General features: G+C 32.6%; 18 protein-coding genes and 1 tRNA gene. 5 read left to right on the top strand and 14 right to left on the bottom strand.

Annotation, left to right across the window (positions count from 1 at the left end; genetic code table 11):
• Positions 1 to 7: 7 nt before the first annotated feature.
• The 3 genes from NZ853_08370 to NZ853_08360 all read right to left on the bottom strand — a co-directional run bounded on the left by NZ853_08370 (position 8) and on the right by NZ853_08360 (position 2000).
• Positions 8 to 421: a HEPN domain-containing protein gene (locus NZ853_08370; protein MCS7205698.1), complete on the bottom strand. Its 414-nt coding sequence runs from the start codon at positions 419 to 421 to the stop codon at positions 8 to 10.
• Positions 418 to 891 (bottom strand): nucleotidyltransferase domain-containing protein, encoded by a 474-nt coding sequence (locus NZ853_08365; GenBank protein MCS7205697.1) that lies wholly within the window; start codon positions 889 to 891, stop codon positions 418 to 420. Before NZ853_08365 ends, NZ853_08370 begins: the two co-directional genes overlap by 4 nt.
• Positions 892 to 1064: 173 nt before the next feature.
• Complete coding sequence (locus NZ853_08360) at positions 1065 to 2000, bottom strand: porin OmpL1 (protein MCS7205696.1); 936 nt, start codon at positions 1998 to 2000, stop codon at positions 1065 to 1067.
• A 198-nt stretch (positions 2001 to 2198) separates the two neighbouring features.
• Between NZ853_08360 and NZ853_08355 the strand changes: the two genes are divergently transcribed.
• Complete coding sequence (locus NZ853_08355) at positions 2199 to 3365, top strand: WYL domain-containing protein (protein ID MCS7205695.1); 1167 nt, start codon at positions 2199 to 2201, stop codon at positions 3363 to 3365.
• Positions 3355 to 4353, top strand: coding sequence for a hypothetical protein (locus tag NZ853_08350; GenBank protein MCS7205694.1), 999 nt, complete (start codon positions 3355 to 3357; stop codon positions 4351 to 4353). The genes NZ853_08355 and NZ853_08350 overlap by 11 nt, the downstream gene beginning before the upstream one ends.
• A gap of 25 nt (positions 4354 to 4378) precedes the next feature.
• Here NZ853_08350 and NZ853_08345 read toward each other — a convergent pair whose 3' ends face one another.
• Positions 4379 to 6115 carry a hypothetical protein gene (locus NZ853_08345; GenBank protein MCS7205693.1) on the bottom strand — a complete coding sequence of 579 codons (1737 nt, stop codon included), beginning with the start codon at positions 6113 to 6115 and terminating at the stop codon, positions 4379 to 4381.
• Positions 6116 to 6314: 199 nt separating this feature from the next.
• Here NZ853_08345 and NZ853_08340 point away from each other — a divergent pair, with 199 nt between their 5' ends.
• Positions 6315 to 7334 (top strand): tyrosine-type recombinase/integrase, encoded by a 1020-nt coding sequence (locus NZ853_08340; GenBank protein ID MCS7205692.1) that lies wholly within the window; start codon positions 6315 to 6317, stop codon positions 7332 to 7334.
• Positions 7335 to 7365: 31 nt separating this feature from the next.
• Here the strand turns inward: NZ853_08340 and NZ853_08335 are convergent, their stop codons facing one another.
• The 6 genes from NZ853_08335 to NZ853_08310 all read right to left on the bottom strand — a co-directional run bounded on the left by NZ853_08335 (position 7366) and on the right by NZ853_08310 (position 12531).
• Positions 7366 to 8370 (bottom strand): KpsF/GutQ family sugar-phosphate isomerase, encoded by a 1005-nt coding sequence (locus tag NZ853_08335; GenBank protein MCS7205691.1) that lies wholly within the window; start codon positions 8368 to 8370, stop codon positions 7366 to 7368.
• Complete coding sequence (locus NZ853_08330; protein MCS7205690.1) at positions 8371 to 8856, bottom strand: YbhB/YbcL family Raf kinase inhibitor-like protein; 486 nt, start codon at positions 8854 to 8856, stop codon at positions 8371 to 8373.
• Between the two features lie 124 nt (positions 8857 to 8980).
• Positions 8981 to 9053: transfer RNA gene (locus tag NZ853_08325), tRNA-Arg, on the bottom strand.
• A 56-nt stretch (positions 9054 to 9109) separates the two neighbouring features.
• Positions 9110 to 9913: an MlaD family protein gene (locus NZ853_08320; GenBank protein MCS7205689.1), complete on the bottom strand. Its 804-nt coding sequence runs from the start codon at positions 9911 to 9913 to the stop codon at positions 9110 to 9112.
• Positions 9914 to 9973: 60 nt separating this feature from the next.
• Positions 9974 to 11713 carry a glycoside hydrolase family 3 protein gene (locus NZ853_08315; protein ID MCS7205688.1) on the bottom strand — a complete coding sequence of 580 codons (1740 nt, stop codon included), beginning with the start codon at positions 11711 to 11713 and terminating at the stop codon, positions 9974 to 9976.
• Between the two features lie 38 nt (positions 11714 to 11751).
• A complete protein-coding gene (locus tag NZ853_08310; GenBank protein ID MCS7205687.1) occupies positions 11752 to 12531 on the bottom strand; it encodes a M50 family metallopeptidase in 780 nt (259 codons plus the stop codon).
• Positions 12532 to 12558: 27 nt separating this feature from the next.
• Here NZ853_08310 and mnmD point away from each other — a divergent pair, with 27 nt between their 5' ends.
• Positions 12559 to 14451: a tRNA (5-methylaminomethyl-2-thiouridine)(34)-methyltransferase MnmD gene (gene mnmD / locus NZ853_08305; protein ID MCS7205686.1), complete on the top strand. Its 1893-nt coding sequence runs from the start codon at positions 12559 to 12561 to the stop codon at positions 14449 to 14451.
• 68 nt (positions 14452 to 14519) lie between these two features.
• Complete coding sequence (gene folE2, locus NZ853_08300; protein MCS7205685.1) at positions 14520 to 15479, top strand: GTP cyclohydrolase FolE2; 960 nt, start codon at positions 14520 to 14522, stop codon at positions 15477 to 15479.
• A gap of 23 nt (positions 15480 to 15502) precedes the next feature.
• Here the strand turns inward: folE2 and NZ853_08295 are convergent, their stop codons facing one another.
• From NZ853_08295 to NZ853_08280, 4 genes are all read right to left on the bottom strand, one after another.
• The gene (locus NZ853_08295) at positions 15503 to 15964 is read right to left on the bottom strand and encodes a peptidylprolyl isomerase (GenBank protein MCS7205684.1); all 462 of its coding nucleotides are present in this window, start codon (positions 15962 to 15964) and stop codon (positions 15503 to 15505) included.
• Between the two features lie 103 nt (positions 15965 to 16067).
• Positions 16068 to 16379, bottom strand: a complete 312-nt coding sequence (locus NZ853_08290; GenBank protein MCS7205683.1) for a hypothetical protein — start codon at positions 16377 to 16379, stop codon at positions 16068 to 16070.
• Complete coding sequence (locus NZ853_08285) at positions 16376 to 18190, bottom strand: hypothetical protein (GenBank protein MCS7205682.1); 1815 nt, start codon at positions 18188 to 18190, stop codon at positions 16376 to 16378. The genes NZ853_08290 and NZ853_08285 overlap by 4 nt, the downstream gene beginning before the upstream one ends.
• A gap of 61 nt (positions 18191 to 18251) precedes the next feature.
• Positions 18252 to 19112 (bottom strand): class I SAM-dependent methyltransferase, encoded by an 861-nt coding sequence (locus NZ853_08280; protein ID MCS7205681.1) that lies wholly within the window; start codon positions 19110 to 19112, stop codon positions 18252 to 18254.
• Between the last annotated feature and the right edge of the window lies 1 nt (position 19113).

Genomic DNA, 19113 nt, shown 5'->3' with positions numbered 1-19113 from the left:
TAAATGATCATTCTATTGAAAATATCTTTTTTGCCACATTGATAACAAATTCAGTTTCTTGAATGGCTTGCAAGGCATCACTTTCTTTATATTCGATAGTCGGGATAAAATCCACATCACCATAAAACGCCAATTCTCGTTCTTTCCGTAATCGTTTGGAAATTCGCACCAACTCGTGTATTTCGTGATCTTGTAGCTCATGAAAAGTTTGTCTGAGTTCAAGAATTAAATAACTTACATCATGATACTTTGGAGGTTCAATACCTTTCATTCGTAGCATTCCTTTTGTCGCTAACTCCACAGCTTCTTGAGCTTCTCGAACCACGTCCGAAAAGGCTTTTTTTTCCTTGAGAAAATATAAAACCTCAAGCCTTACCATAGCTTTTTCGAAATAACTTTTGGCTAAGCCCTCAAATGTCATAAATCCAATTTTGGATCTAAAATCCAGTACCAATGCATATCTTTTTGGATTCGTTTTGCTCCTGATTGTTCGAGCTTTCGTTTGAATTGGGAAATATAATGATTGAAAAAATTTTCTTTATCATACAAGATTTTCGCATCGAAAACAAAATCCAAAAATAAGGGACTTCCCAAAAGAACTTCTTCTTTTGTTTTCAAAACAGGTGAGATTTGAATCCAAACTTCTTTTTTTCGTAAATCACGAAGTTCATTCTCCAAGCGATCTTCAATCAATAAAAATTCTTCCATTCGTTTTGTAGCTCCTCGAGGTAAAACCTCACAAACAATAAGAACGTCAATATCAGAGTCATTACGAAACACTCCTCTTGCTACTGAACCAAACAGAACTATTGATACTAAATTTTCTTTGTAATATGACTGAATTTCGTGTATCAATCTCTGAACGAAATCACCGTATATTTGTTTTAACACAAAACAATTCTATTTAGTTATTTTTTTTAATCAATAGTTATTCAATTTTGAGTTTATATTTAGAAAACTAAATCAATATTAGGATGGGGAATTCTTATATTATGATGAAATTAAATTTTTTTGAGTGAATGTTGAAGGACAGGAATCATCCCCCGAATTGGGGGGATGGAATTTTAGAGGGGTTGTTTGAGACCTAATTTCCAACGAATACCGCTAAGATTCACAGGATAAGAAAGGTTTCCCGTAGAAGCCAATTGAGAAATGGTTCCAATAGCTTGCACGGGTGCATTATCCATTCCACCACCAACAAAGTATTCGATTTCGATGTAGAATTTGCTTTTGTTTTGGAGCCTATTTTCAAAACCAATCACTAAATTATAACCTACGCCATTAACATCAAAAACAACCTTCTCACCAAAAATAGCTCCTCGATAAAACTTCGATTGATCAACCGTATTAAGTATAGACGATGTTGGTAAATTTTGTTGACGTGCAAATGCAACTGCTGTTCTTAACTCGGCATCACCCCAAGGTCCGAAACCACAAAGTAAGTAAGTTCCGAATTGTAAGCCGACAAAACAAGGCGTAGCTCCATCCACAGTTCCACTCAAGGACCATCCACCACGATGGTAATTAATACCAATACCACCATAGACAGAAGAAGCTTCACCCACCCCCGCTTTGATACCGTAAATAAAGGGAATGTAGTAACTTACGAAATCCCAATTTTGACTTACATTTTGATAGATCCCTAAGATACTCGCTGAGGTCTTTCCACCTAAAATCTTTTTTGTGTATTCAAGACCTACTCTCCAGAAAGTAGAAGTAGATTCTCGTTCATAGAAAACATTCAAAATACCACCATGCATGGCACCACTAATCTTTGCCTTAGCAAAGCCACTTTTTGACCACACATCAATTGTGTTCTCGGGAATGATGATTTTTTGATCACCTATAGCGTTATCCAATCCATCTTTCGTAATGGTAGAACCAAGATCGCCAACGTTAAATTGCACCCCTAAACCATAGCCTAAATACGCACTTTGGGAATACAATGCTCCTACAAAAACAAAAGAGATAGCCAAAAGTAATGTAAATTTCTTACTCATTCTCTCCTCCTAATGATTATGATTCATTATTGCTACTATGATAAATTTATAAAAAATATTGTCAAATACAAAAGTCGATTTTTCCAATTTAGTTCACTCATAAGAAAAAATTGATTAAGATTTTTTACTATAATTTTTCTGATATATTTTTCTGGGAAAAGTTGACATAAAATTTAAATTTATTAAAGGAGTTTTTGTATGTCTATAAGTAAAAGTAAAAGAAGTAATAATGATGATAAGGAAAGGCAAAACAATCTTCAAAGAACTTTGGAACTAATAGAATACTTCAGTTCAGTGAAAAAAATAATCAATGATAAAGAAGGAAATAAATTAAGAGAGTTAAAAAAAATCTATGGTCAAGATAAAAAAAAGAAGAAAACTATTTTAAAACAATTTAAACGAGATAGGGATTTTCTTCAGGAATTAGGAATTGACGTAAATCTCAACCTAAGTAAAAAAATTAAATCAGAAGATCTTGTCTTAAATGAAGGGGAAAAAAAGAAAATAGCAAAAGGGATATTGTATCAAATCCAAAACACTAACAATAAAGCATACAGAGACAAACTGATTTCTTTGTATTACAAGTTATTTTTCTCAGAATTGAGGTTCATAAAAAAGCTGCTTAAGATTATCAAGAATTATAATGAGTCAGACCTTAATCAACTTCGGCTTCTTACAAAATCAAATCATAACAATCACAATACAACACCTCTAATAGAATTGTTCAGATTAATCTCAAGAAAAAAACCCATAAAAATAATATATCGTAAAAAAAATGGGGATATTATAAGTAGAGTAATATATCCCTTGATAATTTATAAGAATCTAAGAATTTTTTACCTGATATCTTGGGATTATGAAAAAAGTGAAATTCGAAATTTTATTTATTCAAACATTTTATCATATGAAGCAATATCTAATCCCTCTTATTTAAAAGTCGAAATTGTTGGTGATCCAAATGAACCTAATACATCTAATAAAATTTTTGTTCCTATTAGAGATATTTATAGAAACCTTCCACACCCTTTTTTTATTAGCAATGAGAAGAATCCCATGAGAATCAAGATTACTATAAAAAGCTACTATAAAGATTTGTTTTTAGATCAAATCACATTACCATTTACTTTTCCGAACTACAATTATCCAACATATAGGATTATAGGTAAAAGCGAAAAAGAAAAAACAATAACGATGGATGTAAAAATATTTAATACTGAAGGTTTTTTTCGATTTATATCAAAATATCCAGATATGGTAGTAAACATAGAACAATCTGATATTTTCGATAGCTATAAAAAATATTTAGAAGAAACAATAGAATTTTACAATTCTTTAGAAAGAGAGTTAAGTTCTTATGGCAAGTAAAAAAAACATAATAAAGTACTTATCAGCATTAGCAGTCGTAATAGAAATTTTAAAAAGAAAGGAATCAAAAAATAAAAAACCAAGCATCAGTGTAAAAAAACTAAAAGAAATTCTAGCCACGAAAAATAAAAATGAAATAGAAAACTTCATTAGTCAACTCAATGACTTTTTAGAAGATTATCACTACAACATTGACTTTTATACTTCAAAAAATGGAATGAAATTAATATTTAATGTTCCTGTTAAATTTTTCTCGAATTTACGCTTACCGCTCACCATGGAAGATTTCGAGATAATTGCTAATTTCATATCAAACGAAAATCTATTAAGAAAAATTTTGAAAATTTACCCCATCAAATTCATCGATCGCTATCGTATTGAAGAACTGGAAGAAAAACTTTCTGAAATCGTAGCATTCAATAAAAAAGCCATTCAATCAGAGCTACCAGATAGCTTAAAGAAAATCGTCGAATTTTATTACAAAAAACCAGCATCTACTCACGTTGAATTGAAAAAAATCATTCCTATAGATACCACTTCGTATCAAAATATAAAATATATAGTAGGAATTGATTACAAATTTTCTACAGAGGACATAAAACTTTATCGATTGGATCGAATTGTTAAGTTTGATCCCCAAAAAAATCAATTAAAGACCCAAATGAAAATTTCAATTGACTACCAACTGTTAGAAAGTAAAGTTCAAGAAATCCTTCAAAAAATCGACTCTGAAGCAGTCATGGAAATTATTTTTCTTTATGATCCAATAGTTGAACTAAACCTTTCAAACCAATGGAACTTTGAGATTTTAGATAAAGCTCAAACAATCAACGAACGAGAATGGAAGATGGGAAGAATAAGAACAATTTATCCTTCAAGTGTAATAGAAACCTTCATTCCTTTTGCAAGATTCGTTTACATCCTTGAACCCAAAGAAGTTCAGAGAAATTTTTTGGGATATTTTGAAAATATCTTAAAAAATTTATAAACAAATTTTATAGAAATACCAGTTTTTAACTTATTTTTGATTCAAAAACTGAATTAATTTCATGTAAAGATTTACTTAGATAGGTAATGATTTCCAATTCTTTTTTTATTATGATTTTACCTCTTTTATGAAACAAGGATTTTAATATCGGATCTTTAATTAATTCATAAGAAAATTGTGATAGTTGGATATGGTTTTCTACACCATAACTTTCTAATCTACTCGCAATATTAACTACCTCCCCCCAAATATCAAATATGTATTTTTTTAATCCAATCACACCTCCAATTACTTTACCGCTATGAATTCCGATTCTTACTTTTAAATCAATGTTATTTTTCTTTGAGAATCTTTCTGTGATTTCTAAAACTTCAATAGCGAAGTATATCATATTATCAATGTGTTTTTCATCATAATCAGGTAAACCCGTTGCTGCCATGTAACAATCACCTATCGTTTTAATCTTTTCTACTTTGTATTTTTCTAAAATTAAATCAAATTCTGTATAAAAATCATTCAAATAACGCACCAACTCTTCAGCTGTTAGTTTTTTGCTTAACTTGGTATAATTCACAATATCACAAAAGAAGATGGTAGCTTCTGGGTATTCTTCTGCAATTAAATTTTGTTTACCATAATCAATAATGGAAATAATCTTTTTAGGTAAAATATTTTCTAAGAGTTTCTTTGATCTTTCTTCTTCTAACTTTAGCATTTCAATCATCGTATAATGAATTGAATTATATTCTACTATATTGTTAAGTAATTCATTAAACTCACTTTTTAGTTGATAAATTTCGTCTTTTTCTTCGTCCTCTAAGGGTAAAAATCTAATTTCATCTAAGTTTGATTTGATTTTTTTGATTTCTTCATTAAATTTTCTGAGTCGAAAAACTAAAGCTTGATCCAATGTTCGCTGTAAAAGAAAAAAAGTAAACAAAACACCTGCTCCACCAATAATCATAAAAACCAAACTACCCCAAAGAAAAAAATTGATAAAAAAATTAAACCGCTTGAGAACAATATACCCAATCGGATGGCCATCCCAACTTTTTAACAAGAACTTGCCTTCTTGATACAATGGAGAGATAAGCGAATAACTTTTCCGTTCTGAAATTTTATATTTATTTTCTAAAGTTAATTTTACTTCGACATCCCATTTTGGATGATTAATATATTTTTCTAAAAACTTTTTAATATTTTGACCGAAAATAAAGGTTCCATAAGAATTTTTGTATCCATCCCCAAACCATAGACTTCCTACCATGCTAATGATATAGATATCATCCCGAACTCGAAGTAATCCATATTGATAATCCTCACGTTTTCTAATGTAAGGAATTTTCATTGAAGAAATTACATCTACTAATTCTTTGGGGGGTTGTGCTATTTTAAAATTTTCAAAATAAAAAAGTTCTTTTACTTTTCCATTAGGATAAACTGAAACAAAAAAATCTAAATCCATGTAGTAAATTGAAGAACCAATCTCCTTAACAACATAATCAGGATATTTCCCCGACATGTATAAAATGGGGCTTTCGTAATCAATCCAATTCACATAAAACATAGCTTTTTCATTCAAGTTCTTTTTGAAGACATTTTCTACAATTTCTACATCTTTCTTTAATTCATTTCGATCGAGAAAAAAGGCATAGAAACCTAGAACTACAAACAATAAACCAAATATTATAGGCTGTATTATGAATAAATTCCGTATCAAAAGCCAAAGAATCTTCCTTTTTAAAGACTGATATTTATTCATTTCAGAACCACATATTTTTTGTCTAATCGAAATAAAATAATTTTCTGATTGAAATAAAATAATTTTCTAAAAAGATTACATACTTGTATAAAAGATAAGCTTTTTATCACAGTAAACAAAACTGGTTTTAGGATGCAATTGCATAACTTCAACTCAAAATTAAAATTCACAATGACGATGATTCATTAAGCTAATGCTAATGAAAAAGTTCATTCATATACAAAAAGAATTCCACTTAACGAATAAATGGGAAGTTTTATCTGATCAAGAAATTGAAATACTTTATCAATTCTATCAATACTTAGTTATTCAAAAAAATGCCTCCAAACATACAATCAGAGCTTATCTTTCAGATACAATTGAATTTCTTTTAGCTATTCAGCAAAAAGGAATTTCGTTTTTGAAAGTCGAAACAAACGATATTCGAGACTATTTTTTTGAATTAGTTGGAATCAATCTTGATAAATCAAAAACAGCTAAAAAAATCTCATCAAAAACCCAAAGACGAAAGATTGCATCGATTAAGGCTTTTTATCGTTTTTTGAAAAATCAAAATTTGATCTCGAAAAATCCAGTTTCTCTGACACTTCCCAAAATAAAATCACAACTCCCAGAAGCATTAAAGCCTCAAGAACTATCTTTTCTGTTTGATTATATCAATCAAAAAATCAAAACAGAAAAAGACCCAATCAAAAAAACAATATTTCTTCGTGATAGAGCTCTAATTGAGCTACTCTACTCCTCAGGGATGAGAATCCACGAATTACTTTCTTTGGAGGTTCATCAAGTTATAAAGAAAAATAACAAACAGAACAATTCTCTCGAAGTCCAAGAGGAAATCTTAATCACGGGAAAAAGAAATCAGCAAAGATATATTTTTGTAGGAAGTTATGCAAAAACAGCTCTTTCAGAATATTTACAGAACCGGGATATCCTAAAGCCCAAAACCCAAAAACTTTTTATAAACCAAAAAGGAAATCCCCTTACGGATCGGGGAGTTCGATTCCGATTCGAAAGGTATCAAAAACTACTTCAAACAAAAATCTATCCCCATAAATTCCGTCATACTTTTGCCACGGATTTATTAAACGAAGGACTTGACATTCGTTCTCTACAAGAAATGTTAGGACATGCGAAGTTAACTACAACGCAAATCTACACAAAGATAAGCAAAGCAAAACTCAAAGAAGAATACCGAAAATATCATCCCTGGAAATAACTAGAAACACTGGAATTACTGGAATCAAGCTCTATAAACCCGCCTTCACGATATCATGAAGCCGTAGCAATCCAATGGGACGGTCATCCTCATCGACCACTGGTAGAACACTAATTTGGGATGGTCGATCCTCCATCATGTGTAGAGCATCAATGGCTTTGGTTCCTTTTTTCACGCAAATGGGGTTTCTCGTCATGATTTGCTCAATACTACAATTCAAGATATTTCCAAACTTCATGATTGCTCTTCGAATATCACCATCTGTGACAATTCCAATCACTTTGTTCTGTTCATCTACGATAATAGCCCCACCCAAATTCGGCTTTGTAATTGTTACGAGTAAATCTTGGATTGAGGCATTGTAAGTTATCACAGGTGAGCCTTGATCCAAAATGAGCAAGTCCTCCACATTCAAAAGCAAACGTTTTCCTAATTGTCCAGCGGGATGATAAAAGGCAAAATTCTCCGGTTTGAAGTTTTTTAGTTTTGCCACTGTTGAAGCCAATGAATCCCCAATCACAAGGGAAACTGTGGTAGAAGATGTAGGGGCTAGATTCAGAGGATCAGCTTCTTTTCGAACATAGGCATTAATCACAACATCCGACAATTTCGCAGCTCGAGAACGAACATTTCCTAATATAGAGATGATGGGATTTCCCATTTTTTTGATGATTTGCATCATTTGAATGACTTCTTCGGACTCTCCACTCTTGGCAATCACCAAAACTAAATCATTCTTCTGTAATACACCTAAATCTCCATGGAGAGCTTCGCCAGGATGAAGAAAAAACGAAGGGGTTCCCAAAGAAGAAAAAGTTGCCGCAAGCTTTTGAGCAATCAAACCTGATTTCCCCATACCAGAACAAGCTAACTTTCCTTCACAAAAAAGTATCAATTCTACTGCTTGAATAATGGAATCTAAATCAATATTTTGAATATTGTTTTGTAATTCTTGAATCTGCTGAAAGTAGCTTCTCTGAAATTCTTCAATTATGATTTTTGTTTTTTGTGTTTTGTCTTGGGTAATAGACTGCATTTATCGTTTTCTCCGTTTTTTTAAATCATACCTTCCCATGAGTTCAGCTTTCTCAAGAATGATCGAAGAAATTTTTTGTTCTAATTCCTTTGCTGTAAGACCTGTGGGAAAATTTGTTTCTTGACTCAAAGCATAAATTTTAAAGAAATACCGATGTTCTTTATCAGGTGGGCAAGGACCTCCATAACCAATACGATTCCAACTATTTTTCCCTTGGGTGATTTTGTGTCCTTGTATTTCAACAACTCCTTTTTTTGAGACGTTTTGAGGTAATGAATCTATCAAAGGTGGAATATTGTAAACTACCCAATGCACCCATAAACCCACGGGTGCATCCGGATCATCCATAATGAGAGCTAAAGATTTTGTTTCTTTGGGAATTTGCTTCCATCCAATGGGAGGAGAAATATCTGCCCCATCACAAGTAAATTCTTCTGGTATAAGCTGACCATGAGAAAAAGAAGGACTATAAATTTCTAACGCCATGATTACCTCCACATTTTTAAATAAACAAAATTTTATACTCAAAACCGAGCAATAAAATTTAATAGAGTTTTAGGTTAGAAATGTAGGATTGATTTAAGCGAAGTTTACGAAGTTTGATCAAGATCGCTCCGGGCAGGATTCGAACCTGCGACCGCTGGATTCGAAGTCCACCACTCTATCCCCTGAGCTACCGGAGCTTTGGATTGATTTTTTTCTACAAATGAAGTCGTCAAATATTTTTTTAAAATACTGTCTAAAACGAAGTGAGTAAAATTCGAATGAAGTTTGTCACAGGAGCTTGTTCACGAGTATCTTCTAAATTTTCCCTCATTTCTCTTACTGTTATTTTTGCGTTAGAAATTAAAGTATTCGCATCATCATATAATTTGCTATCATTAATCAGTTGTCCTACGGTTCCTTTTCCTTGATTGATTTTATCTGTGATTTCGGCTATGTTTTGTAAGGTTCTTCTCACATTATGGCGATTTTCTGCGATCAATTCTGATAAGCCTGCAATGGGATCTCCTGCATTAATGCCTGATAGAATCACCGTTGCTTTCTTTTCTTGGATATCGTTTATGTTCATTTTGATAGCGCTTTTCCCAAGCCTCTCAATATCCAAAGAGTTATACCAAGTTACATTCAAACGTCTGTGATTTTTCAAATCTGATCCACCTGGGTCAATGGCTACAATCTTTCCTGATAGAATAGACTCATTTTTGAGAGAAATTTGATAGTTATCATAAAACACTACTTCTTTTTTTAGTTCTATCGCCACAGCAACGCGTTGACGAACCCTTTTAGGAGAAGTATCAGGAACAGGGATATCATTTTCATCCACAGAAACCAAATCCATATCTACTACTGTTCCAGCAGGAACTCCTAACACTGTGACTTTTGAGCCATTCTTGATTCCTTCTGCTTGATCAAAATAAACAACAATTTGCTTTCCACGTCGTGCAAAAGGTCCGCTATCAGAAACGATTGTGAAATACCCCACTAATGCCAACGAACCCGCAAATAAAATACCAACGATAAAATGTTGTACGAACTTCACAACTTAAAAATAATTCCTTTTTTTTGAGTTGTCAATAGGTTTTTTATGTGTTTGAAATACTTATTCTTGAGCTAATTTTAATCTTGCCTTTGGGATAGAGTCATTCATGATTTTTCTAATCATGGCTTTGTTGGATGTGATAGTGGGAGAAAACGAAGCTATGATATATTGATTTTCTTTTATGAAAAAAGGTTGAAAGGGCACTCCATCAAAATAACCAATAAGCTTTCTGTATATTAGGTCCTGCTGCGAGATTTCGTTCCATTCGTTTGAATTTTTGATTTCTACGATAACGTAATCATCTTCTTCGAAGATGTATTTCCACATTTCGAACTCATTAAAGGGAGCAAGCCAAAATATAACTTCGGGGGTTTGATTTTGGATCATTTTCCATTCTTCGTAATTGGTTTGTTTTTGATAAAAAACAAAAACTCTTGAAGAATCCAAATCAAGCTTGGGAAAATTTTTATACAAAGAACGTATCCCTTCGTATGAAATCTGATATTCAATGTTGGGGAATCTTTTTTGTATTCTCTCATAGATTTTTTGAGAAATCTGATTTTTAAATTCAAAAAGTTGCTTGTATTTTTCTAATAAATCGTTTGGAATTTGGTATTCATTCATCAAGAGCTCTATGGGAAACAAAAAAGAAGAAAGCTTCATCGCCATTTGCATTCGAAATGACTCTTGAATCCTTTCTTTTGGGAGCTCTTTATTTTTCAACTTCTCTAAAAAAAATTTATAAATCTTATCAACGTTTTGGTTTTGAGCTGTAAGAAGTAAAATATCCACTCCTGCGATAAAACTTCGATAAGACAAATCTTCTACAAGATAAGTACGCGAAACAGCCTTCATCTCCAAAGCATCGGTGATAACTATTCCTTGAAAATTCATTTTGTTTTTTAGTAGCTCCTGAATGATTTTCTTACTCAAACTTGAAGGCACATCATCTAATTTTGGATACAAGATATGGGCAATCATCACTCCTTTGGCTTTTGCTCGTATCCCTTTCAAAAAGGGTTTTAATTCCAATTTCCATAATTCTTCTTCGGATTTATCGATGATGGGTAAATCAAAGTGACTATCGATAGTAGTATCCCCATGTCCAGGAAAGTGTTTTAAAAAACCTATTGCATGGGTGTAATTGATTCCTTCAATGTAAGATACCACCATTTTTGAGACAGTTTCTTCATCACTTCCAAAAGAACGGGTATTAATGACAGGATTTAAAGGATTATTGTTAATATCAGCAACTGGTGCGTAGACCAATGGGATTCCTAAAGAAAACATTTCATAGCCTGTCAAGAATCCCATAAGCCAAGCGTATTCTGATTTGCCAGTTTGTCCAACCGCCATAGCCGATGGGAAATCCTTCACAAAACCTGTGATACGTTCTACTCTTCCTCCTTCTTGATCGATACCAAAAAACAATGGGATTTTACAATGCTCTAAAGACAGTTTTTGTAAATCATCAATTAAGATTTTGAGTTGCTCTTTTGACTCAATGTTGGACTTGAATAAAATAAATCCCCCTAAGCAATAATGTTGGATTTGTTTTGCCAATTCGGGATTAACTTTGGTTCCGGAGATCCCCGAATGAAGGATTTGCCCGATTTGGATTTCTATGGGAACTTTTTGTGTGATTTTGTTTGAAATTTGATCGAGAACTTCATTCCATTCATGCTCGTAAAAATGATCCCATAAAAACAAATCCCATTTTAGTTGAAATCCCACAGTAGAAGTAAGCAAAGTCCTGAAAAAAATAAAAACTAACGCAAAAACAAAAACAATTCTCAGCATTTTTTTTGAGAGTTGTTGTTTTGAAAAGAAAGACTTTTTTATTTGATATCTACTTCAAGTGGATTTTCTTCGGGCTGAGATTTTTTTTCAGGAAGTGCTGAAATAACTTGCTCTGTGGGAAGTTCTTTTGGCGGTTCTTCATCTTGTCTTTGATCGAAATTCAAAAACGTCAAAATCAACTTGTAAAAAAACCACAAAATTACCAACCCCCAAAATGTTGTAATCACTTTTTGGAAAACTTCAAAATCACCATTATAAAAATAATTTTGCTTCAAAAACTGGTACAACACATAAACATCAGAATTTTGAGAATCACTTCGAAAATCCAACAAATCATAAAAACTATAAAATAACAAAAAGCTTTGCAAAAAAACAAAAAGCCCAAAAGCCAAATTCTGACTGAATAAAAAAGCCACCCCCAGTATCAAACTACCTCCCCAAAGTATCCAAAACCCCAAACTTCCAAAGGGAATAAAAATAAACGATAACAAAAAAATCAAACCGCTAAACAAAATATAATACATTTTCCAATGTTCTTCTTTGATGCAAGCACGCAAAAACCACATAGAAGAAATAGCAGTTCCCAAATATCCAGCTGAGGCAATAAAAAACACTTGCAATAAAGATAAATCACCGTAGATTTTCGTATTCCCAGACTCATTTGGATAGACATGCATTTGGATTGAATCTACTTGAAACATCAATGCCACAAGACTATGAAAGATTTCATGAACACCTACAGCAAAAAGCTTAAAGGGGCGTAAAAAAGAACTTTCCCAAAATACCAACGCAAAAAAGAACGTTGCAAAGACTATCACAAAAGGACTCATTGAATTTAATATCGAATGTATAGTGAAAGATTTCAAGACATTTACTTTCAAGAAAATGGCATCGAAGAATCAGAATACGTATTTATCGATGGAAACAACCTAAAAGAACGATTCTCTCAACAACAGGATCTTTCTCTTTGTGAATTGGGTTTTGGCACTGGTTTGAACTTTTTACTTACATCAAAGCTATTTTTAGAAACAAACAAACAAGGGATGTTGTTTTACTATTCCATAGAAAAATATCCGTTGAGCGTGAGTCAAATCCAAAAGGCATTATCGATTTTTCCTCGAATTCAAAATGAACTCCAAAGGCTTGTGGATTTACTCAAAGAAATCTATTATCCAACCGTTGAGTTTCAAACTTTTTATTTTCATCCCCGTATTCGGTTGACGTTGATGTTAGGGGATGTCATGGAAATGCTTTCTTCTTTTTCTTCAGAAACCTTTGATGCGTGGTATTTGGATGGATTTTCTCCGAAGAAAAATCCTGAGATGTGGCAGGAAGGAATCTACTACAAAATGGCAAAGCACTCCCATCATGGAAGTACCTTTGCTACTTTTTCGTGTGCAAGAGTCGTCAAAGTGGGACTCCAAAAAGCCGGCTTCATCTACAAAAAAAGAAAAGGATTTCACCACAAAAGAGAAATGCTCTATGGTTATTACGAAAACCCCAGCAAACCCAAAAAAATAGTGCCTCCAAAAACCATTGCCATTATCGGAGCTGGAATTTCTGGAATAAGTAGTTCCCTTTTTTTACTTAAAAGAAATCACAAAGTGATTGTGTTTGATAAGTTTTCGGATGTTCTATCAGGATCATCTTTTATCCCAGCAGCATCCATCATGCCCTACATCAGTAAACAAAAAAATCCATTGAGTAGTTTTTCGATAAAGGGTTTTAATTTTCTTCTGTCATTTTTAAAAAGTCATCTCTCGGATGATTTATATAAAAAAATTTATAAAAAAACTTTACTATATAAAAAACAAAACAAAAATGCTATTATTCCTGATTTTTTGAAGGACTACCAAATTTCAAAAACGAGTATTCGGAAGTTTCAGACATTCTTTCTTGATCGCAAGGGGGGAGTTTTATTAATAAATTATCTAAAAGAAGCACTGAAATCAATTTTGTTTTCAGATAGAAACTTCGTTTTTCATCCCAACACAGAAATCCAAGAAATCCATTGGGACAAACAGTGGTTTTTGTTGGATCAGAGAAACCACGTTTATTCAGAAATTGACGCTGTTATCTTTTGTAATTCTTATGAACTTTCTCGATTTTCTGTTTTAAAGCCGATTGAGCATTCTAAAGTTCGAGGACAAATTGTTTTGATTTCGAAAAAGTATTTATCATCACAAATTAAAAGAAATTGTATTTTTGATGTTTCATTGTTTCCATTGGAAAATCAAATCCAGATTGGCTCTTCTTTTGAACCCTATCTCGACGATTCCCAAAGAAGAATTGAGTCTGATAAATATATATTAAAAAAATTTTACAAAGATTTTAAAGAAATATTTTCTGAAGTTGCCGAGTCAGATCCTGATTGGGACTTTAAAGTTCCCACAGAAGCTATCATTGGTTTTCGTTGTCAATCAAAGGACTACCTTCCTGTTGTAGGGAATCTTCCCGACTGGAATAAGTATGCGGAAATTTTACGTTCTGTTTCTACTTCTGAAGCTCCACCATATGAAAGTTTAGAAATTCCCAATCATGAGGATTTATTTGTTCATGCTTGTCATGGAACAAGAGGTTATACAACTTCTTTTTTGAGTGGTGAGTTTTTAGCTTCATTGATAAGCCATCAACCTTTACCGATTGAAAAGTATTTGATACAAAATTTATCTCCTGCAAGATTTGTTTATCGAAAATGGAAATCATCTCAAAACCGTAAAAAATTTTTCTTAGATTGATTTAAAACTTGTCAAAAATCTAAATTGCATTTTAACTTAAAGAAGATAAAAAATCTAAAGGATTATATATGATCAAAAAAAACCATGTGGAAATTTATTATCAAATCCAAGAAAAGAAAAATCACTTCCCCATAAAAGACGAAAAAGGTCTTTCTGATTATCAGAAGTTACCTGACAAAACAGGAATACGCATTCCAGAAGTAGGGATTACGAGATTTCGAATTCCTATTTTATTCCCTCATAGAGACTTCGATAGAGAATACTTCATGAGTCATGACGTTATAGCTTCCATGAAAGTCAATCTACGAGAAGGAAAAACAGGAATCAACATGAGTCGCCTCGTGAGTATCCTACAAAAAGAAACTATGGATACTCCCTTCAGTCATGACTTACTGAAAAGAGTCCTAAAAAAATTCCAAAACGAAATGAGAGATGATATTTACGAACTCCCTTTTGAATATGCTTCGTTGGTTTTGGATTTTTCTTATCCTATGAAGCAAAAATCCCTCAAAAGCAACCAATGGGGCTGGCAATACTATCAAACCCAAATCGAATCCAAAGTAATTTATGATAAATGGGAGTTATTTTATACAATCCATTATGAATATTCTTCCACCTGTCCATGTAGTTTAACATTGGCACATCAATATGAATATGAATACGCACAAGGACTTACTAACGAAGGGATTGGAATAGCCACAGCTCATGCCCAACGTTCCCTTGCAAAGGTCACCGTCAAAATATACCCAGAAGAAGAATTCTTTATCCCAGAATTAGTTAGAATTCTACGAGAAGCTATCCCCACAGAAACCCAAAGCATGGTGAAACGGATTGATGAACAAGCCTTCGCCATTCTGAATGGAGAAAACCCCATGTTCGTCGAGCACGTAGCCAGAAGACTCCACACTATTTTAGATACAGACGTAAGAATCTTAGATTGGAAAGCAGAAGTAGAACATTTTGAATCCCTTCATAGCCACAACGCTTACGCCAGAATCTACAAAGGAATAGAGGGAGGATTTAAGTAAACGATCGCTTATTTACTCTATGATTAATGTGCATGACGATGGGCAATTTCTTCTAGAGTCGCTTCTCTTATATTTAGTATACGTATTTCGAAGTTCAAATTTTTCCCAGCTAAAGGGTGGTTTCCGTCAACAATCACAGTTTCCTCTCTGATTTCTTTTACTGTTAGAATATACGTTCCTTCTTCCGTCTGAGCTGAAAATTGCATTCCGATTTCTAGATCCTCAGGATCCTCGAAGATTTCTTTTGGAACTTCTTGGATTAGGCTTTCATCGATATAACCATAGCCATCTTCGGGTGGAATAGATACTTTGATGAAATCACCTTTTTCTTTACCCTCCAAGGCTTTTTCAATTCCAGGAATTAGGTTCCCATTCCCATGAAGATATTTTAAAGGAGATCTTCCCTGAGTAGAATCCAAAATATTTCCAAAATCATCTTTCAATACGTAATCAATTGTGACAACTGTATTTTTTCTAACTTTCATGACTTCTCCTTCATTTTATAAAGATTATGGCAATTAATAAAAAATCAGAGAAAGGTCAATCGATATTTGAAATCTTCACTACAAAATAAAGAAAAAAAATTTATCATTTTGTATTTTTGAGCTTGGAATAAATATCTATCAAACATTGCTCTAAAAAAGACTCGATATACTTTTCTTTTGATAACTGGGAATCGAAATGGTCCCAAAACTCAGGTTCAACAGACTTTTGGATGATATGAATCAAAGATTCTTTCAAAACAGGTCTTTCTTTTTGCAAATATGTGAATAATCCCACTTGCTTGATGTGCTTGATGATTTCTATAAGTTCGTTTCTTGTAAGTTCTATCCGATGAGAATACAAAAACCAATGAATATGATCTCCATAGATTTTCGATTTGCTTTGGGAGAGTTTCATATATCATCCAATTGTCGTAGTTTGTTTTGGAGTTCCTTCCATTTATCTGTTAATTCTTTCAGTTTTTGATCAATTTTTTCCATTTTTTGATAATTTTCGGGTGTGTGCAAATTGTATTTATGAATGAATTCCCAAAGTTCTTTTCTTTTTTCTTCTAAGTCTTTGAGTGCCAACTCCATTTCGTGTAGTTCTTCTTTTAGTTTTTTTATTTCCTTTTTTCGCTCTCGATAACTTTTATCGAAAAACAATAGTAATCCTTTTTTATGATCAAGAATATTACTTTTATCCCTTATTTTGTAAGGGCTTACTCCATTTTTTTTAGGTGGAGAATTGAGTTTCATCAAATTATAATCCCTAATGGATTTTTGATACAAAAACTTACTATCATGATCTAATTTATTTCGCAACTCCTCAATGTAATCATCAAATTCTTTTTCCACAAATTGAAACTTCAAGTCATGAAGGGTGAGGATTTTCGTAGCAATCGTTTTTGCAAAGGTTCGATTATAGGTCGAAAAAATAATACTTCCTTTGTAATGTTTTAGCAAAATTGAAACTTTGGCAGCTTGCTCGATGTTTAAACCTCTGTCTATATCGTCTAAAACCAAAAGTGGATGCATTTTCAAGATGAGCCCGACAATATAAATTAAAATTTTTTTCTCTTTGGGGAGCTCTTTTCCTAATTTCCTCCAGTCCTCACCCGTGATGGATAAAAAGCGAAATAATCCTATTTTTTCGGGATCGAAATCCTTATTCTCCGGATAAAAATGCGAACGAAAACTTTCTATCACAGGGACTTCATTTCGAAATATTAATATTGATCGACGGTTATAATATCCCTTCTCTAACTTATTGATACCTAAAATTCTTCCCATCTCATTTTCTGGATTCGTCAACAAATCAAAAAAAAGAGACTTTCCGGATTTTCTTGAACCAGTGATAAAAAATTTCCCTCGATACTTTAAATTTATACTCCAAGCCAAGTCTTGATTTTTTAGTAAATCTAGATTTTGTTCAATCTCAAAAATTTTATCTTTATAAAAAGACTCTAATTCCTCGATGACTCGATAATAGGATAAAATTTTTTTTTTGATCTTGTATGGGTATATGATAGTTCTATTCAAGAAAATATTTTTGATTCGTTCCAAGATACCAATTTTGTAATCGATTTCTTTAAAATACTTTGTTGGAAGGAAATGATCATTTTTTTTGTGATATATCGCTTTTTGATTCCCAATTTCTATAAAAGAAGAACACGTTCTATATAAGAATTCTCTATCATCTGAAAAAATCATATATCCGTGAGAATTCGAACGGAAGTGATTTAGCTTATTCTCAAGAAGTATTTGAGCTTCGAAATCCAAAAATCTCGTCGGTTGATAGAAAATGATAAAATTTGGGTTCTCGCAAAAAACCTGAGCCAAACGTAAACGAATCCTTTCAGAAGGTCTCAGCTCTTTGATGGGTGTTGATAACGTTTTATCTTCAAAAAAAAATGTATAAGCATTGTAATAACAAAACCATGGTTCTTTTTGTGTTGATTTGATTAAATAATTAATTGCGATATCTTCTTTTTGTAAAAGATCATAGTAAACCAAAAACCGAACCCGATAAGATGTATTGACGGAAAAATTCTCTTTTGGCAAAGGGATTTTATTACGAAGGATGTTAAAAAAAGAAATTAAAGCTTCTCGGTCGTTGCCAAATACCCCTATAGCATCGTTTAATTTGATCTCAAGGTTTAAATCTTTGAGGAGCTCTCTTTCTTTGTTGCGGTAAGAAAAATTCTGGAACTTAAAAAGAGAGGACATAACTTCTTTTTTTTGTTAAAATATAAAAAACTTGCTTTCTTTTAAACGTCAAATCAAAAAATCACGGCTTTTTCAGCATCATGGCTAACATATCCCCTTGATAGAGTTTTTTCGCTAAGTAATCGAATATTCTTTTTTTTACTCTGTAGCTCCATATTGAGTCGTTCTTTGCAGTCAATCCTGAACCATAAGTGATTTTACTCATAAACTGAAAACCTATTGATCGAAGTAAAGGTATTAGCGTTTTTTCATGGAAAAAAAACAAATGCTCGGGAACGTTCATAAAACGCCAACGGTCCCTCGAGAACTTTGCAATCAAGCCCCATCGACAGGTGGAAAATATCATAATCCCACTACTTTCTAATAACGAATAAATCTTACGAAATGCCAACAAAGGATCACGAAAATGCTCAATGGTAGCCCACAATACAATACAATGATATTTTTCATCCAAATCAGGTTCCCACAAAAGAAAATCCTTATGAATAACGTCAAGATGATAGATTGAACTTGCTAATTCCACCATAGGTTTTGAAATTTCAATCCCCTTAACGGACCAATTTCGATTTTTCATGTAGTAAAGAAAATGCCCACTTGCAGAGCCAATTTCCAAAAGCCTAGGTGTTGCAAAGTTCTGAAAAATCCGTTTTTCTTCCTTGAAAAAACCTAAATCTAGAAGGTTTAACCACCAAACCCGAACAAGTTTATCATACATTTCCTTCGATGGATAATGATTATAGCCTCTGTCGGTTCTTTGAAAAAAGTATTCTTCGCCATACAAACTTTCGGTTTCATGAGGTTGTGGATAGACTTGCACCACTTTGCATTTTTTACATTGTATGATTTGATAAATTTTTTGATCTTTTCCTTTTTTGTGAAAAAGCTTTCGCACATCATTACTTTTACATATATGACACCTCATA

The sequence above is a fragment of the Leptospiraceae bacterium genome (assembly GCA_025059995.1).
In the GTDB taxonomy this organism is placed as follows: Bacteria; Spirochaetota; Leptospiria; order Leptospirales; family Leptonemataceae; genus SKYB61.
This window is presented reverse-complemented; position numbering and strand designations above follow the sequence as displayed.